This window comes from Streptomyces sp. NPDC041784 (assembly GCF_055591025.1).
The window spans coordinates 17190-33415 of sequence record NZ_JBVJAB010000022.1 but is presented as its reverse complement, the minus strand read 5'-3'; the positions used below and the strand labels follow the sequence as shown (position 1 = coordinate 33415).

The following is a 16226-nucleotide window of genomic DNA, read 5'->3' as shown; positions in this document are numbered from 1 at the left end:
GGCCGGGCCGGGCCGGGCAGGGCCGGGGCGAGGACGAGGACGGGGCGCGGGGTCACGGTGTCGAGCGATGAGGACGTCGCGGAGTTCGCGGCGCTGCTGACGGAACTGAAGGCACGTACGGAGCGCAGCTACGGCTCCCTCGCCCGCCGCCTGGGCATGAACACGTCCACGTTGCACCGCTACTGCGCGGGGGAAGCGGTTCCTCAGGATTTCGCGCCGGTGGAGCGGCTGGCGGAGTTCTGCGGGGCGACGCCCGAGGAGCGGCTCGAACTGCACCGCCGGTGGCTGCGCGCGGTGGCGGCACGACAGGCACGGGGGCGGGGAACGGAGGTGGCACCGCAGGAAACAGCGGTACCTGAAACGCCAGAAACACCGAAAGCATCGGAAACACCGGAAGCACCGGAAACACCGGAAACACCGGAAACACCGGCAGAAACAGAAACGCCACCGCCGAACACCACGCACCCCCGCCCCACCCACCCCACCCCCTGGTACCGCCGTCGCCGCGGTGCCGTCCTCCTCGGTGTCGCCTGCGCGCTCCTCGCGACGGTGGGCACGCTCTCCGCACTGCCCGCCGACCACCCGTCGGACCGCCCCTCGGCCTCCGGTACGACCGCCGGTACCGCACACCGGCCGTCCCCTTCGGCAACGGCCCCGACGACCACACCCCCGTCCTCCCCCACCTCCACCACCCCGCCCCCGGCCACCGGCTCGGCTCCGGCCTCGCCCCGTCCCCACGGCTCGCCCGACGCCACCCCGAGCAAGGCCCCGGCCCCGTCCTCGGGGTCGGCCGTCCCGCTCACCTGGACCGCCGACTCCCAGGTGTGGGCGCTCGGTTGCGGTCACGACTACGTCGTCGACCGGCCGCCGACGCGGGTCCCGCCGCCCCCGGCCGCGCAGGACGCCGGCGTCTGGGCGGCGGCGCAGGGCGCGGTGCACGGGCGGGAGACCAACGTGGAGATCTCCGTGCAGGGGCGCAGTTCCACGGCGGTCGTCCTGACGGCGCTGCGGGTGCGGGTCGTCGGCCGCGCCGCGCCCGTGGCAGGCACGTCGTACGCCATGGACCAGGGCTGCGGCAGCTCGATCAGCCCCCGCTACTTCGCCGTCGACCTGGACAAGGACCGCCCGATCGCCCGCTCGGTCCCCGGCAACGACACGGGCACCCCGATCCCGGCGGTGCGGCTGCCCTACCGGGTGTCCGCCGAGGACCCGGAGGTGCTGCTGGTCACGGCCCGGACGGAGGCCTGCGCCTGCGACTGGTACCTCGAACTCGACTGGTCCTCCCAGGGCCGCACCGGCACGGTCCGCATCGACGACCACGGCCGCCCGTTCCGCACGAGCGGCATCAAGGGCCTGCCCCGGTACATGTACGACACCGGCAACCGCCGCTGGAGGCCGTACACCTGACCGCCGGGCACGGCCTACGGCCTGGGCACGTTGCGGAGGTTGGAGCGGGCCATCTGGAGCATGCGGCCGACTCCGCCGTCCAGGACGCCAACGCACTGGTCCAAGAGCCATCAGAAAGGCCCTAGTTGTATTGATCACGAGCGTTGTTGACACTCGCCGGTGCTTGATCATGGCGAAGACCTCCGGTGTGGTGGAGCTGTCTAGGACTGCACCGCACAGGAGGTCTTCGTGTCCCACCGTAATGCCCGGCTGACCGTTCACGGCAGGCGGCTGCTCGTCGAACCGACCTGCGCGGATCATCGGGGACGCGCCCTAACCCTTTCAGCACCATGGTCATCGGTGTCCGGGCTGCCGCGCGACGTCGAGGGGGCGGGCGAGGAGGCACGAGCAGCTCGCGACCGACCCACACCGCCCGGCACAGAGCGCGGGACCGATTCCTTGCCGCACAGGACGTGGCCCACGGGCGACTTGATCTTCCCGGCGAGTTCCACCTGCCCTGCTTGGCCATGGAGGGACGCACCGTTCCTAAAGACTGAGCGGGAGTGAGTCCTGTTGCCAGGACGCATGCTCAGCCGAACGCCCCGAACGGTGTTGGGCGTTCTGGTCGCCCGCGTGCGCTCCGCGTCCGGGCGGCACGCATCGTGTGCGTGGTCCGGGAATGCGGGGGCGGGTTTCCTCACGCCCGGGGGCCTCCGGCCTGGCCTGGACGGTCCGATGCCCACGACGATCACTCCGGTCGTCGTGGGGCGGTGCCGTCCGTCGCCGGATCGGGTGCCCCTGGGCGCGCCTGCCGATCGCCACGGCGGCCGCGTCGTGGCGAGTGGTGGTGCGGTTCTTCGAGGTCAGCGGGCGCTGCCAGTGCTGGGCGCCCCATCGGGAGGTGTAGGCCGGGTCCACGGCGATGATCGCGATGCCCGTGTGGTCGGCCATCGAGATCAGCCGGGCGCGGAGTTTCCCGGTGGGCATGCCGGAGATCAGCTGTCTGAAGCGATTCCTGCGACCGTGCTTCTCCCGGGTCTTCTCCGCGCCGAAGTCCAGGTCCTCCATCGCGATCGCCGTGACGCCACAGGTCTTTGCCCAGTTCAGCAATCGGGTGAGGGCGTGACGGACTTGGGCGTCGCGATGCTGCGCGGTGCCGGACAGATCGTAGAAGAAGCGGCGCGGGGCACCGATCGGATTGCCGTGGGCATCCAGGCGCCAGGCGGCGAGGTGATCGGCGTTGGTGTCCACGCCGATCACGCCCTGGGCCAGGGCAGCCTGAAGCGGGATCGTCTGCGTCGGTGCGTACTGCCAGGACGCGGTGAGGTACCAGCGCCCGCGTGTGACGTCGCAGTGAATGCGGTAGGCCACGGCTCGGTTCGCCTCGACGCGGTCGGCCCATTCCTGCCCCCGGTGCGGGAAGCTCACACGGGCGGCGAGCACGAAGCGGCTGTGCTTCGCGTTCGCCAGGTCTGCGAGCGGGGCGGGCAGCCTGATGCTCACCTCGCCCTGGGGGCTGACACGGATGGTCTCGTTGCCGTAGCGCTTCCCGGACTCGCCGTCGGCGGCGAGGAACCAGCGTTCGGCTTCCCACTGTCGGCGCCACTGGTGCTCGGTGAGCTGGGCAGTGTCGAGGTGGTGGCGGGTGCGGGCCAGGCGCTTGCCGCCTCTGACCACATGCACGATCCCGGCCTCGTGGTCACCTTGCCCGACGGCCAGGCGGTCTTCGAGGACGTGCAGGCGGCGGGCCTTGGCGTGCCACTCCTGACGGGAACGGTAGCCGCCCGGCGTCTTCTTGCCGCCCTTCTCCCCGACCGGGAGCGACAACCGGTGCGCGATCGTGGCGATGCCCGCTTCCAAGCCCTGGATGTAGGCGGACTGGCAGCGGCGGGCGAGCGCCCACTGATCATGGGTGGCCTTGGTGATACTGCCTGCCCACCGCGACGACGACACCGCCGTCAGCTCCCGCTTGCGCACCGCCCACGTGTCCGCGGAGTGCTCCAGACCGTCCGCGCAGCGGGCCTTGAGGTCCTTCGCGGCGAGCGAGCCGAGATGCGCGCCGACCAGCCCCAGGACCTTCTCGTCCTGCGGCGTCAGATGCTTGAGGCGGGTCCGCACGGTCACACCGCTCGGGCCGGTCGCGACGAACGGCCTGGCCAGTGACCGCAGCCCGCCCACCCCGTCACCCCCTGCCCGGCTCCGTCCAGAAATCCCGTCACCGCATCCAACGAGGCCCGCCGGTAAAGGTCACGCATTCGATGCGAGGACACTCGTTCTCTCGTGAGAGGGTCAGCCCATGGCCGACGCGCGCACGGCCCAGACCGCCAGCACTCGCTCCTGCTCACCAGAACACGCTTGAGCACACTCCAGCGGCAGCAGCTCCAAACCCCTTCGGTCTCGTCGGGTTCGCTCCCTCCACAGTGGCCGGGGCGGCGCGGTTACGCCTCCCAGACGGCCGCCGCCGTGCGGTCGTCGGCGTAGCCCTTCACCCTGACCTGGATGTCCCCGAGGAACGCGGCCAGGCCTGGCGGGGTCGGGCCCGACCACCGTCCGGTGAGGTACGCGGACAGTTCGGACTCCCCGCGCAGCGGTTCGGCCAGGCCCCCGGTGCACATCAGGAGCGTGTCGCCCGGGCGGGCCACGGAGGCCCGGAAGCGGAAGGGTTCGCGGGGCGGCTCGGGCGGCTGCTCGTAGGGGTTCGGCGGGGTGGTGATGCCGAGGTCCATGGTGAGCCGGTCGCCCTCGGGCGTCTCGGCGGGCAGCGACCCGAAGCCGACGACCGGCTCGCCCGCGACCTCGCCCACCCGCGGCTCGAGGTCCTGCCACTCGCCGCCGCGCAGCCGGAACAGTCCGCCGGCGCCGACGCCGAAGAAGACGCGGGTGCGGCAGTCGGGGTCGGCCGGCAGCAGCAGGCAGCGCAGGGTCGCCGCGTACTCCTCGGGGTCCAGGCCCTGTTCGGCGGCGCTGGCGCGGAGCCGGCCGAGGCTGCGGTCGGTGAGCCGGTGCAGGCCGGACTTCAGGTCGCCGCGCCGGGCGGCCCTTATGTCCTCCGCGAGCCGGACGTGACTGCGGCCCACGGCCCGGCCGATCCACCGGCACGCCTCGGCGGCCGCCCGGTGCGCGCCCGGTGTCGCGCGGGCACCGGTGGCCATCGCGACGAGGACCAGGGCCTGGTCGCCGGTGCCGAAGCGGGCGGTGAGCAGGGAGTCACGGCGCGGCTCGCCCCGGTACCGCGCGGAGTCCCCGCGCAGCGACACGGCCCGCAGCGCGCACGCCCCGTACCGGGCGCCGTCCAGGACGGTGTCGGCGACCAGGTCGTCGAGGTCGTCCGGATCGGCGGCGGGGAGGGCGGTGGGCTCGGCGTCGTAGGTGGGAGGGCCGGAGCCGACGTAGGCCTTGGGGGGTGGGGTGGGGGTGCCGTCAGGGGCGGGCTCGGGGGCGCCCTCGGGGGCGTCTTTCAGGGTGGGGAGGTCGAGGGCGGTGGTGGTGCGGGCGGAGGGTACGCGCCCGGGCGGGCCGCCGACCAGGGGCGGTGCCTGCGGTGGTGCGGGGACGGCGGGGGCGTACCCGGTGAAGCCGGGGGGCAGGGGGCCCGGCGGGAAGGTCGTGGGGACGGGAGGCGTGTCCGGTGGGGGCTCCCAGGGGGCGCGCGGGGGGACGGGCGGTCGGGCGCGGGGTGGGCTGCCGGGAGCCCGGGGCGGAACGCCGGGAGGTGGGGCGGTGCGGGGAGGCACATCGGCGGGGAGGGGGGCGGGATTCGTGGCGGGGGTGGTGGCGGGCGTGGGGGGCGCGGCAGGGGTGATGGGGGCTGTGGTGGGGGCTGTGGCGGGCGCGGCAGGGGTCCTATCGCGTCGTACGTCGGGATCGGCGTCGCGCCCTGTGCCGGAGGCGGCGTCCGCGTCCGCGTCGGCGTCCGCGTCCCAGCCCGTACCTGGCTCGCCGAAGTCGTCGTCCCATCCGGAGGCCGCGGCGCTCCAGGTGCCGTTCCCGGCCCCAGTCGCACTCCCGCTCCCGCTCCGGCCGCGGGGTGGTGGGACCACGGCCCGGGGGGACGGTGGCGCGAGCGTCGCGTCGTCCGCCCGCCACCAGTCGGCCTGCCCGCCGGGAACACCCGGAACACCGGCCGCCGCGCCGCTCTCCGCGCGCGGCTCCGGGACCGATCCGCCCGACCCGCCCGAGTTACCCCCGTCGCCCCCGTCGCCCCCGTCACCCAAGTCACCCGACCGGCCCGAGTCACCCGTGTCACCCGTGTCACCCGTGTCACCCGTGTCACCCACGTCGCCCGGCTCTCCCGCCGTACCCGCGGAGCGCACCGCTCCCGAGGCCGAGGCGAAGCGGTCGTCGAGGGAGTCGGCGGTGGGCGTCGGGCCCGTGTCCGCGGTGGAGTCGTCGTACAGCTGCCCCCACCAGTCGTCCTCGTGACCGGTGGGCCTTCCCCCCTGCTGGCTCATGCCCCCAATTGTCCACCGCACGGGCCGGTTGAAAACGGGGCATCCGGAAAATGCGACCCGGGATCCGGTGTCGAACAGCGGGTCGAGTGACGTGTTGGACACCAGTGCGACAAGGGTCGCCGGACGGTCCCACCCCCCACGGGAGAACCGTCCGGCGACACGAGGTGACCCGGACTCACATCCCCTATGCGCCCCTGCGCGTCATGAGTCCGGACCACGTTCCAGGTGCCCTCGGCCGCCGTACCGGCGAGGTCGGCCGGATCGGCCGGATCGGCCGGGCGGGCCGGGTCGACCGGGCGGGCCGGGTCGACCGGGCGGGCCGCGTGTGCCGCGTGTGCCGGGCGTGCCGGACGTTCCCGGTGATCCGCTGTGTCGGATGGCCCGGAGGTCCGCGGATGATCATCGTCGACCGTGGCCGATCGCCACCGATCGCTGATGATCACGTCTTCCTGCCGTGGCCACAGGTTGGCAGAGTGAACGCCGGTACGGCGACGATGTACCGCGGCGGGTATACGCCGTGGCGGTTTCCCGCCACGGCCCTGTACCAGGGACGGCGGTGGGAGTGCAGGAGGGACTGCGGCGATGCTGGGAGCGATCGGGCTCGACGGGACGCACGAGGCGGCGTACCGGGCACTGGTGTCCGTGGGCGCCGCCGACGTGCCCGATCTCGCGCGCCGGCTGACGCTCGGCGAGCACGACACCGAGCGCGCGCTGCGCCGGCTGGAGCGGCACGGTCTCGCCGCGCAGTCCTCGGGGCGGCCGGGCCGCTGGGTCGCCGCGCCGCCGGGCGTCGCGCTGGGCGCGCTGCTCACCCAGCGGCGGCACGAACTGGAGCAGGCGGAGCTGGCGGCCGCGCTGCTCGCCGAGGAGTACCGGGCGGCGGCCGCGGAGCCCTCCGTGCACGACCTGGTCGAGGTGGTGACCGGTGCCGCCGCCGTCGCCCAGCGCTTCCTCCAGATCCAGCTCGGGGCGAGCGAGGAGGTGTGCGCGCTGGTCACCGGCACGCCGGTGGCGGTCACCGGGATGGAGAACGACGCGGAGGAACAGGCCGCCGAGCGCGGGGTGCGCTACCGCGTCGTCCTCGAACGCGCGGTGCTGGACCAGCCGGACGGGGTCACGGAACTGACCGCCGCGCTCGGCCGGGACGAGCAGGTGCGGGTCGTGGAGAAGGTGCCGACGAAGCTGGTCGTGGCCGACCGTGCGCTCGCGCTGGTCCCGCTGACCGGCCGCTCGGCGGAGCCGGCCGCGCTGGTGGTGCACGCGAGCGGGCTGCTGGAACTGCTGTCGGGAGTGTTCGAGTCGGTGTGGCGTGACGCCCTGCCGCTGCGGCTGGGCGCGGACGGCGCCGCCGAGCAGGAGGCTCCCGACGGCCCGGACCCGACCGACCTGGAGATCCTCTCCCTGCTGCTGGCGGGGCTCACCGACGCGAGCGTGGCCAAGCAGCTCGACCTGGGCCTGAGGACCGTACAGCGCCGGGTGAAGGGCCTGATGGAGCTGACGGGGGTGTCGACCCGGCTCCAGCTGGGCTGGCACGCGTACGAGCGCGGGTGGGTGGCCCGCGAGCGGTGACCGTCCCAAGCGGCTTGACCTGCGCGTTCTCCACTGTTCGGGCACCCTGGGCAGATGGGAGTGTGGGAACTCCTGCTGGTCGGCGTGGTCCTGCTGTTCGGCCTGTGCGGAGTGCTGGTGCCCGGCGTGCCCGGGTCGTGGCTGGTGTGGGCCGCGGTCCTGTGGTGGGCGCTGAAGGACCCGCGGCCGGTCGCCTGGGGCGTCCTCGTCGGGGCGACCGTCGCCCTGCTCCTGTCCCAGGTGGTGCGCTGGGCCCTGCCGCCGCGACAGCTGCGGGCGGCCGGGGCGACCCCCCGGATGGCGGTGTACGCGGGTGTCGGGGCGTTCCTCGGGTTCGTGCTGGTGCCCGTGATCGGCGCGATCCCCGGTTTCATGGGCGGTATCTACCTCTCCGAGCGCCTCCGCCTCGGCGGCCACGGCGAGGCCCGCGCGGCCCTGCGCACGGCGATGCGCTCGGGCGGCTGGAGTGTCCTCGCGGAACTGTTCACCTGCCTGCTGATCGCGGGGGCGTGGGTGGGGGCGGAGTTGTGGGGCTGAGGACCATCGGACGAACCTGTCGGACGGACCTGTCGGACGGACCTGTCGGACGGCGTATCAGACCGACGGCATCGGCAACGTCCCTTCCAGCTCGAGCAGCCGCGTCTTGCGCTCCAGTCCGCCCGCATACCCCGTGAGGGAGCCATCGGCACCGATCACGCGGTGGCAGGGGCGCAGGATCAGCAGCGGGTTGGCCCCGATCGCGCCGCCGACGGCCCGGACGGCGGGACGGGAGGCGCCGATGCGGGCGGCGATCTCGCCGTACGTCGTGGTGGCCCCGTAGGGGACGGTGTCCAGCGCGTTCCACACGCGCTCGCGGAACGCGGTGCCCTCGGCGCGCAGCGGCAGCCGGAACTCCTTCAGCTCGGCGGCGAAGTACGCGGCGAGCTGTTCCTGGGCGGCGCGGAAGGGCCCGGGGTCCTGCCGCCAGTGGTCCTGGACGGTGCGCCCGCCCTTCTGGCCGGGCATGGAGAGGGAGGTCAGGGCGCCCTCGGGGTCGGCGGTGAGGAGCAGGGGGCCGAGGGGGCTGTCGACGCTTGTCCAGTACACGGTCATGGTCACGGTCTCGTTCAGGGTCACGGTCTCGTTCACGGTCACGGTCTCGTTCACGGTCATGGGGCGGATTCCTCCGCTGCGCGCAGATGGTGAAGGGCGTAGGTGCGCCAGGGACGCCAGGTGTCGGGGACGTCCGCGCCGGGCGGCGCGACGTCGGGGTCGCCGAGCGCGCGGGCCCGGACCGCCGCCACGGTACGGGCGTCCAGTCCGGGCAGCGCGAGCAGCGCGGCCTGCGCGTCGTCCCGGTCGGCGCCCGGGTCGAGGCAGACGGCGCCGTCGGCGAGCGCCGCCGCGAGGGTACCCAGGGGGCCGGGACGGCCGGCGAGGGCGCCCGGCTCCGGGAAGAGGTGGGTGAGGGTGCCGCAGGGCGCGTCGAGGGCCTTGCCGTGGGCGCGGACGAGATCCGCGGCCGCCGTACGTCCCACCAGGGCCCGTACGGCGTACTCCTCCGGGTCGGCGGCGCCCGGCGCGCGCAGCCCGGGCCGGGCGGCGACCAGCGGGGCGAGCCGCGGGTCGGCGCCGAGCCGCTCGTCGACGGCGTACGGGTCGGCGTCCAGGTCGAACAGCCGCCGCAGCCGCTGGACGGCGGTGGTCAGGTCGCGCGGGTCGGTGAGGCTCAGCCGGGCGTCGAGCCAGCCGCCGGGGTGGACGGCCGAGGCGCGTCCCGTCCCGCCCGACCGCTCGTCGACGGCGACGATCCCGGTGCCGTACGGCAGTCGCAGCGTACGGCGGTAGGTGCGGCCACCGGCCGGACCGCTGACCTCTTCCACTCCGGGCACGGCCTCGCGGGCCAGCAGGTCGAACACGGGACTCGCCCGGTACGGGCCGCGGTGGGCGAGCCGCAGCGGGATCCCGGCGGTCGGGGTGGCCGAGCGCAGGGCGCTGCGGACGGCGCCCCGCAGCTCGGTCGGCGTGGCCGCGTACACGGCGCGGATGGTGTCGTTGAACTGGCGCACACTGGCGAACCCGGCCGCGAACGCGATCTCGGTGACCGGCAGGCCGGTCGTCTGGAGCAGCGTGCGCGCGGTGTGCGCGCGCTGCGCCCGGGCGAGCGCGACCGGGCCCGCGCCGAGTTCGGCGGTGAGCTGCCGCTGTACCTGGCGGGCGCTGTAGCCGAGTCGCCCGGCGAGCCCGGCGACGCCCTCCCGGTCGACGACGCCGTCGCCGATCAGCCGCATGGCCCGGCCGACGACGTCGGCGCGCACGTTCCAGTCGGCGGAGCCGGGGACGGCGTCCGGACGGCACCGCCGGCAGGCCCGGAAGCCCGAGCCCTGCGCGGCGGCGGCCGTCGGGAAGAACCGCACGTTGTGGCGTTTCGGGGTGACGGCGGGGCAACTGGGCCGGCAGTAGATGCCGGTCGTCTCGACCGCGAAGAAGAACTCACCGTCGAACCTGGCGTCCCGGCTGCGTACGGCCTCGTACCGGGTGTCCCGATCCGTGTCCTGGTCCATCATGGGTTCCAGTCTTCGCCCGCGACCGTGATCGTGCTAGCGGGAATCGGACATGGCTCTGGGACGGGGAGACGGCGACCGGGACACGGCACGTACCGATCGCCGGGACACGGCCCCGTACGGGCTACCGGGGCGGCGCCGGCTGCCACGGACCGCGGCCCCGCTTGGCCTCGCCCGCCGCCCGGCCCTCGGCCCGCTTGCGCTTCCAGTCCTGGCGGATGTCGGCCCGGACCCGGGCGTCGGACTTGGCGACGATCCACTGGTTCTCCCGGACGAGCTTGCGGTAGCTCTCCAGGCGCCGCACGGGCAGTTCGCCGGCGTCGACGGCGGCCAGCACCGCGCACCCCGGCTCGCGCTCGTGCGCGCAGTCCTGGAACCGGCACCGCAGGGCGTACTCCTCGATCTCGGAGAAGACCTGTCCGACGCCGCCGCCGGCGTCCCAGAGGCCGACGCCGCGCAGGCCGGGCGTGTCGATGAGGACGCCGCCGCCGGGCAGGAGCAGCAGGTTGCGGGTGGTCGTGGTGTGCCGTCCCTTGCCGTCCATGTCACGGGTGGCCTGGACGTCCATCACGTCCTCGCCCACGAGCGCGTTCGCGAGCGTCGACTTGCCCGCGCCGGACGCGCCGAGCAGCACGGTGGTGCCTCGCCCGAGGAGGCCGGCGAGTTCCCCGACGCCCTCGCCGTCCCGGGCGCTGACGGTGAGGACCGGGACGCCGGGCGCGGCGGTCCCGACGTCCTGCACGAGGTACGACAGCGCGACCGGGTCGGGCACCAGGTCGGCCTTGGTGAGCACGACGACGGGCTGGGCGCCGGACTCCCAGGCCAGCGCCAGGAACCGTTCGATCCGGCCGAGGTCGAGTTCCACGGCGAGGGACATGGCGACGACGGCGTGGTCGACGTTGGCGGCGAGGATCTGGCCCTCGGACCGCTTGGAGGAGGTGGAGCGGACGAACGCGGTGCGGCGCGGCAGCAGCGTCCGGACGTACCGCGGATCGCGGCCCTCGGGGTCGACGGCGGCCCAGTCCCCCGTGCAGACGACCTTCATGGGGTCGTGGGGCACGACGAACTCGGTGTCGGCGCGGACCGTGCCGACCTCGGTGACGACGTCGCACAGGCCCCGGTCGACCCGTACGACCCGGCCCGGCAGCAGTCCCCGCTCGGCGTACGGCGCGAACTCGGCCGCCCAGTCCTCGTCCCAGCCGTAGACGGCGAGCGGATGCGACGGCGGGGCCTCCTCCGCGGCGGACGCGGAGGACAAGGAGGACGAAGAAGAAACAGACGAAACGGAGGAAGGAGAAGAAAGAGAGGAAGACTGCAAGGGAAACCCTTCACAGGGCGGCCCCGGCGGCGCGCTGATGAGCGCGCGGAGGTTCTCGAAGGGTCAGCCGGAGACCGCGGAGGTGGAGTGGACGATCGTCTGGTGGCTGCGGCGAGCAGCACCCGTCGTGGCGACAGTCATCGGTCACACCTCCCGTTCCGTGCACGGCTGACGGCGGCGGCCGGCGGCCTCCGCGTGGAGCCCGCCCAGGATATGAAGGCGCGCGAACGGGCGCCATTCATTTACAGGTCCGCCGCGTCAGCCCCCCGTGCACTCCTGCCCGTTGAGCGAGAACCCGGTCGGTGCCGTGTTCGTGTCCTGCCAGGAGGCGAGGAATCCGAAGGAGAGGCTGCCGCCGGCGGCGACGGAACGGTTGTAGTCGGCGGCGGTCGCGACGACGCGGGAGCCGTCCTGCGCGAAGCTCGCGTCCCACATCTGGTCGACGCGCTGGCCGTCGCGGAAGGACCAGGCGATGCGCCAGGTGTCCAGGGCGTCGACGGTGGTCACGGTGACGGTGGCCTGGAAGCCGTCCGGCCACTGGTTGACCAGGTTGTACGCGACCGTGCAGGAGGCCTCGTCGGAGCCGGACGGTTCGCCGGCGCCGGGGGTGGGCGAGCCGGCGCCCGCGGTCGCCGAGGAGGTGCCCTGCGGCTCGGGGTCGGTCCGGCCGCCGTCGGCGCTCGGCGTACCGCCGCCGGACGGCGTCGGGTCGGTGGCGGACGGCGCGGCCGAGGTGGCGGGGCCGACCGTCGGCAGGGAGGGGACGCCGGGCCCGGCCACCGGGGTGCTGTCGGTGGGGCCACCCTGCGCGTCGCTGACGGTGCCGTTGGTGTTGTCGCCCGGCATCATCGACACGGCGAGGGCCAGCACGGAGACCATGACGGCGGCGACGGCGAGCCCGCTGCGCAGGACGCGCGCGCGGCCCGCGGCGGCCCGTCCCGCCTCGCCCTCGGGGTCCGGCGCGTCGGGGCGTCCGGCGCCCAGGCGCACCTCGGCGGCGCGGCGGCGGCGCTCCAGGTAGGCGAGGCCGCCCCAGCCGATGACACCGCCGGCCAGCGCGGCGGGCAGGCCGCCGCCGTGCAGCCGCAGACAGGCGGCGGCCTCGGCGCACTCCACGCAGGTGGCGAGGTGCCGGGAGAGGTCGTCGGGCGTCTCGGCGGCGCCCGAGCGGGTGACGGCGTCCAGCAGCCGGACGTAGCTGCGGCACTCCGCGGACATCGGCGTGTCGAGGTGGTTGCGGTGACAGCGGTCCCGGAACAGGCCGCGGACCTGGTTCAGTTCCTCGACGGCGGCGGACGGGTCGAGGCCCTGCCGGCGGACCACGGAGTGCAGGGGCAGCGCCTCCACCTCCGCCAGCCACAGCAGGGTGGCGTCCTGTTCCTGCATGTCGCGCAGTCCGCGCAGCGCGATGGGGCGGCTGAGCGGCGGCCCGGTGAAGCGCGCGGCCTTCTCCGAGTTGAGCCAGAGCCGCAGATCGGGGTCGAGTTTGTGGCCCTGTCCCATGGTCTCCCAGGCGGCCGCCGTGGTGCGTACGGCGGTCAGCAGCAGGGGGATACGGGGCAGCCGGGACGAGCGACGGCCGGTGCCTCGTGCGGGACCGTCCTCGGCGGCGCGGGCCTCGCGTATGCCGAACGCGAACGCCTCGCGGGCCAGCTGATTCGCCGCCGTCGAGCCGGAGGTGCACAGGTCCGCGTACGACAGGACGGCGTCCCAGCACTCGGAGAACAGCGCGGCCTCGGCGGCGTCCTTCGGGGTCGGCAGGTCGGGCATGAGTCTCCTGCATCCACAAGCGAGGTCAACTCACCATGACGGCAATGGAGTTGGGGGGAACCTCGCGGCAGTGGCAGAGCTTTTCACGTAACCCACACAACTGACAAGCGCCCTGTTCAGATGTCATGTCAGAACGTCCGGACAGGCACCGCACCCACTTCTCCGGCCTCTTGTACGGACGCTGACGCCCGGTGACTCAACGCCGGAGCCGGAAACATTCAGAAACCGCTCCCGGTGGCCGCACGCGGCGGTGGCGGCCGTTTCGGACTGCCGTTTCGGAAGCGGTTTCAGAAACCGTGCGGGGACTGCGAGGACCGCCAGGGGCCCACCGCAGCCCACCGGGACTATACGGCCGACGTCTCCTGCGCCGGAAGGCTGTCCATGAAGGAGCTGACGGAGAACACGGCACGGCCGGGACCGGGCGGGCCGTAGCCGGGGGGCGAGGAGAGCCCGAACTCGTCCATCGTGGCCCGGTAGGCCTCCAGCAGCCGGATGTGGTACTCCAGCGGCGCGCCCTGCGGGTTGGCCTTGCCGAGCGGGGTGGTCGGCTCCGGGCACCAGGTGGTGAAGCGCGGCGTGATGCCCTGCGACATGAAGAAGCGCAGCCCCTCGGTGGTCGAGGCGATCGCCTCGTCGACGGTGGTGAAGCCGAACGGCTCGGCCATCTCCACGCCCGCCACGAAGTTGGGGATGACGTTGCGCGCGCCGAACACCTCGGCGGAGTCGAGGATGCGCCTGTGCCACTCGTCGCGGCCGACGTAGCGCTCCTTGCCCGGGCAGTACAGCTCGAACAGCCGGCGGTCCCACACCTCGTAGTTGGGGTGGTAGATCTGCACCCCGTAGTCCTTGAAGCGCTGCACGTCGTCGCGCGGCAGGGCCTGGGCGACGACCTTGCCGATCCAGCGGCCCGGGAAGCGCTCCTCGATGGCCTTGGCGTAATGGCCGTAGAAATCGGCTTCGTCGCGTCCGGCGACCGTCTTGGTGATGGCGCCGCCGGTGAGGGTGTAGGCGGTGGACGCCTTCGCGGTGTCGTACTTGTCGATGATCTCGAGCGCCTCCAGCACCTCCTCGACGTCCTTGACGCCGGTGTAGGGCCGGCCGGCCGCCTTGTGCTGGCGCCAGTTGTGGTTGATGTCGCAGTACTGGCACTCCTCCTTGGCGCCGAAGTACTGGCAGACCCGGAAGACGGTCAGGTAGATCAGGTAGCCCCACTGGATGGTGGGGGCGACCTCCATGACGGACTTCCCGTTGGAGAGGGTGTGCCGGTAGTACTCGGGCATCGGCGGCACCCCGACGTCGGCGATGCGCGCGCCGTCGAGGTAGAGCCCGAGGAGTCCCTCGTCGTCCGCCGCCACCCGGTACGGCGAGGACGGGTTCACCCGCACCGACACCACGGTCCGCCGCAGGTCGTACGGCCCGCCGGTGAGGATGATCTCCTCCGGCGGCCGGCGCAGCGCGGCCTCGCCCAGCTCGGGCAGGGTGCCGTGGTCGAAGGAGAAGATGAAGTACGACTTCGGCTTGACCTCACCCGACTCGTTGTCGCTGAGGGCCGAGGGGTCGAAGGCCACTCCCCCGCGCAGCAGGTCCTCCTTGAACACGGCCTCCCGCGGAACATGCGGAAACCGCTCCATCAGATCCTCGACCAGCGCGGTACGGCTGCCCATCCGTCTCTCCTCCCGGCTCAGGCGTACGACTCCTCACGGTATGCCCCCGGCGGCGCGGCCGTGGGGGCGGGGGGCCTCGTGTTGCGGGCAGGGTAGGTTCCACCTGGGAACTCAGGGTTCTCGATCTCCTCGGGAGGGCAGCAGCCGTATGGCCGAGACCGCGCCGCAGCCGGCGGAACCACGCTCGACGGGAGCGACCGGGTCGGAAACGAACCGGGCGGGAACGAACCAGTCGGAATCGAACCGGTCCGAAACGACCTGGGCGAGAACGAACTGGGCGGGCAACATCACCTTCGCCGCGAAGGAGCTGCATCGCCCCCGCACGCTCGACGCGCTGCGCTCGCTGGTCGCCGGTAGCACGCGTGTGCGGGTGCTGGGCAGCGGGCACTCGTTCAACCCGATCGCCGAACCGGGCGCGGACGGCGTGCTGCTGTCGCTGGACGCCCTGCCGGCGGAGGTGGACGTCGACACGGCGGCGCGGACCGTGCGCGTCGGCGGCGGGGTGCGGTACGCCGAGCTGGCGCTCCGGGTGCACGCGCACGGGCTCGCCCTGCCGAACATGGCGTCCCTGCCGCACATCTCGGTGGCCGGTTCGGTGGCGACCGGTACGCACGGCTCGGGCGTCGGCAACGGCCCGCTCGCGGCGCCCGTGCGGGAGGTGGAGATCGTCACGGCGGACGGCTCGACCGTCGTCGTCGGCCGGGACGACCCGCGGTTCGGCGGGGCCGTCACCTCCCTCGGCGCGCTCGGCGTGGTCACCGCGCTCACCCTGGACCTGGCGCCCGGCTACGAGGTCGAGCAGCACCTGTTCACCGAACTCCCCTTGGAGGAGCTGGACTTCGAGGCGGTCGCGGGGGCCGCGTACAGCGTGAGCCTGTTCACCGACTGGGGTGCGCCGGGCTTCCGTCAGGTGTGGCTGAAGCGGCGTACCGACCAGCCGCTCGCCGCCTTCCCGTGGGCCGCGCCCGCGACCGAGGCGCTGCATCCGGTGCCGGGGATGCCGGCGGTCCACTGCACCGAGCAGTTCGGGGTGCCGGGGCCGTGGCACGAGCGACTGCCGCACTTCCGGGCGGAGTTCACGCCGAGCAGCGGCCAGGAACTCCAGAGCGAGTACCTGCTGCCGCGCGAGCACGCCCTCGGGGTGCTGCACGCGATCGACAGCATCCGGGAAACGGTTTCCCCCGTTCTCCAGACCTGCGAGGTGCGCACGGTCGCCGCCGACGAGCAGTGGCTGAGCCCGGCGTACGGGCGGGACTCCGTCGCCGTGCACTTCACCTGGATCGAGGACACCGCGGCCGTCCTGCCGGTGGTGCGGGCGGTCGAGGCGGCGCTGGAGCCCTTCGCGCCGCGACCGCACTGGGGGAAGGTGTTCGAGATGCCGGCCGCCGTGATCCGGGGACGGTATCCGCGGCTCGACGACTTCGTGGCCCTGGCACGGGAGCTGGATCCGGCCGGGACGTTCACCAACACGTTCGTGCGGAACGTCCTGGAGGGCTGAACCGGCCACCCCGGGCCGGAGGGACGG

Annotated in this window: 10 protein-coding genes and 1 pseudogene; 4 read left to right on the top strand and 7 right to left on the bottom strand. The window is 73.5% G+C overall.

Annotation, left to right across the window (positions count from 1 at the left end):
• The first annotated feature begins 57 nt into the window (after positions 1-57).
• A complete protein-coding gene (locus ACZ6D7_RS34765; protein ID WP_469499788.1) occupies positions 58-1407 on the top strand; it encodes a helix-turn-helix domain-containing protein in 1350 nt (449 codons plus the stop codon).
• 525 nt (positions 1408-1932) lie between these two features.
• Here the strand turns inward: ACZ6D7_RS34765 and ACZ6D7_RS34760 are convergent.
• Positions 1933-3564 (bottom strand): annotated as a pseudogene (locus ACZ6D7_RS34760) (nuclease/transposase family protein).
• Between the two features lie 260 nt (positions 3565-3824).
• Positions 3825-5837, bottom strand: coding sequence for a PP2C family serine/threonine-protein phosphatase (locus ACZ6D7_RS34755; RefSeq protein WP_469499785.1), 2013 nt, complete (start codon positions 5835-5837; stop codon positions 3825-3827).
• A 582-nt stretch (positions 5838-6419) separates the two neighbouring features.
• Between ACZ6D7_RS34755 and ACZ6D7_RS34750 the strand changes: the two genes are divergently transcribed.
• Together ACZ6D7_RS34750 and ACZ6D7_RS34745 are read left to right on the top strand one after the other, a co-directional pair.
• Positions 6420-7406: a helix-turn-helix transcriptional regulator gene (locus tag ACZ6D7_RS34750; protein WP_469499783.1), complete on the top strand. Its 987-nt coding sequence runs from the start codon at positions 6420-6422 to the stop codon at positions 7404-7406.
• Between the two features lie 54 nt (positions 7407-7460).
• Complete coding sequence (locus tag ACZ6D7_RS34745; RefSeq protein ID WP_469499782.1) at positions 7461-7943, top strand: DUF456 domain-containing protein; 483 nt, start codon at positions 7461-7463, stop codon at positions 7941-7943.
• 57 nt (positions 7944-8000) lie between these two features.
• Here the strand turns inward: ACZ6D7_RS34745 and ACZ6D7_RS34740 are convergent, their stop codons facing one another.
• The 5 genes from ACZ6D7_RS34740 to ACZ6D7_RS34720 all read right to left on the bottom strand — a co-directional run bounded on the left by ACZ6D7_RS34740 (position 8001) and on the right by ACZ6D7_RS34720 (position 14701).
• Positions 8001-8498: a methylated-DNA--[protein]-cysteine S-methyltransferase gene (locus ACZ6D7_RS34740; RefSeq protein ID WP_469499916.1), complete on the bottom strand. Its 498-nt coding sequence runs from the start codon at positions 8496-8498 to the stop codon at positions 8001-8003.
• Between the two features lie 56 nt (positions 8499-8554).
• Entirely contained in the window at positions 8555-9952 is a 1398-nt protein-coding gene (locus ACZ6D7_RS34735) for a bifunctional transcriptional activator/DNA repair enzyme AdaA (RefSeq protein ID WP_469499781.1), read from the bottom strand.
• 121 nt (positions 9953-10073) lie between these two features.
• Positions 10074-11207: a ribosome small subunit-dependent GTPase A gene (rsgA, locus tag ACZ6D7_RS34730; protein WP_469499780.1), complete on the bottom strand. Its 1134-nt coding sequence runs from the start codon at positions 11205-11207 to the stop codon at positions 10074-10076.
• A 318-nt stretch (positions 11208-11525) separates the two neighbouring features.
• Positions 11526-13037 carry a cellulose binding domain-containing protein gene (locus ACZ6D7_RS34725; protein WP_469499778.1) on the bottom strand — a complete coding sequence of 504 codons (1512 nt, stop codon included), beginning with the start codon at positions 13035-13037 and terminating at the stop codon, positions 11526-11528.
• Positions 13038-13381: 344 nt separating this feature from the next.
• Positions 13382-14701, bottom strand: coding sequence for a radical SAM protein (locus tag ACZ6D7_RS34720; protein WP_469499777.1), 1320 nt, complete (start codon positions 14699-14701; stop codon positions 13382-13384).
• Positions 14702-14849: 148 nt separating this feature from the next.
• Between ACZ6D7_RS34720 and ACZ6D7_RS34715 the strand changes: the two genes are divergently transcribed.
• Positions 14850-16199, top strand: coding sequence for a D-arabinono-1,4-lactone oxidase (locus tag ACZ6D7_RS34715; RefSeq protein ID WP_469499775.1), 1350 nt, complete (start codon positions 14850-14852; stop codon positions 16197-16199).
• Positions 16200-16226: the final 27 nt, after the last annotated feature.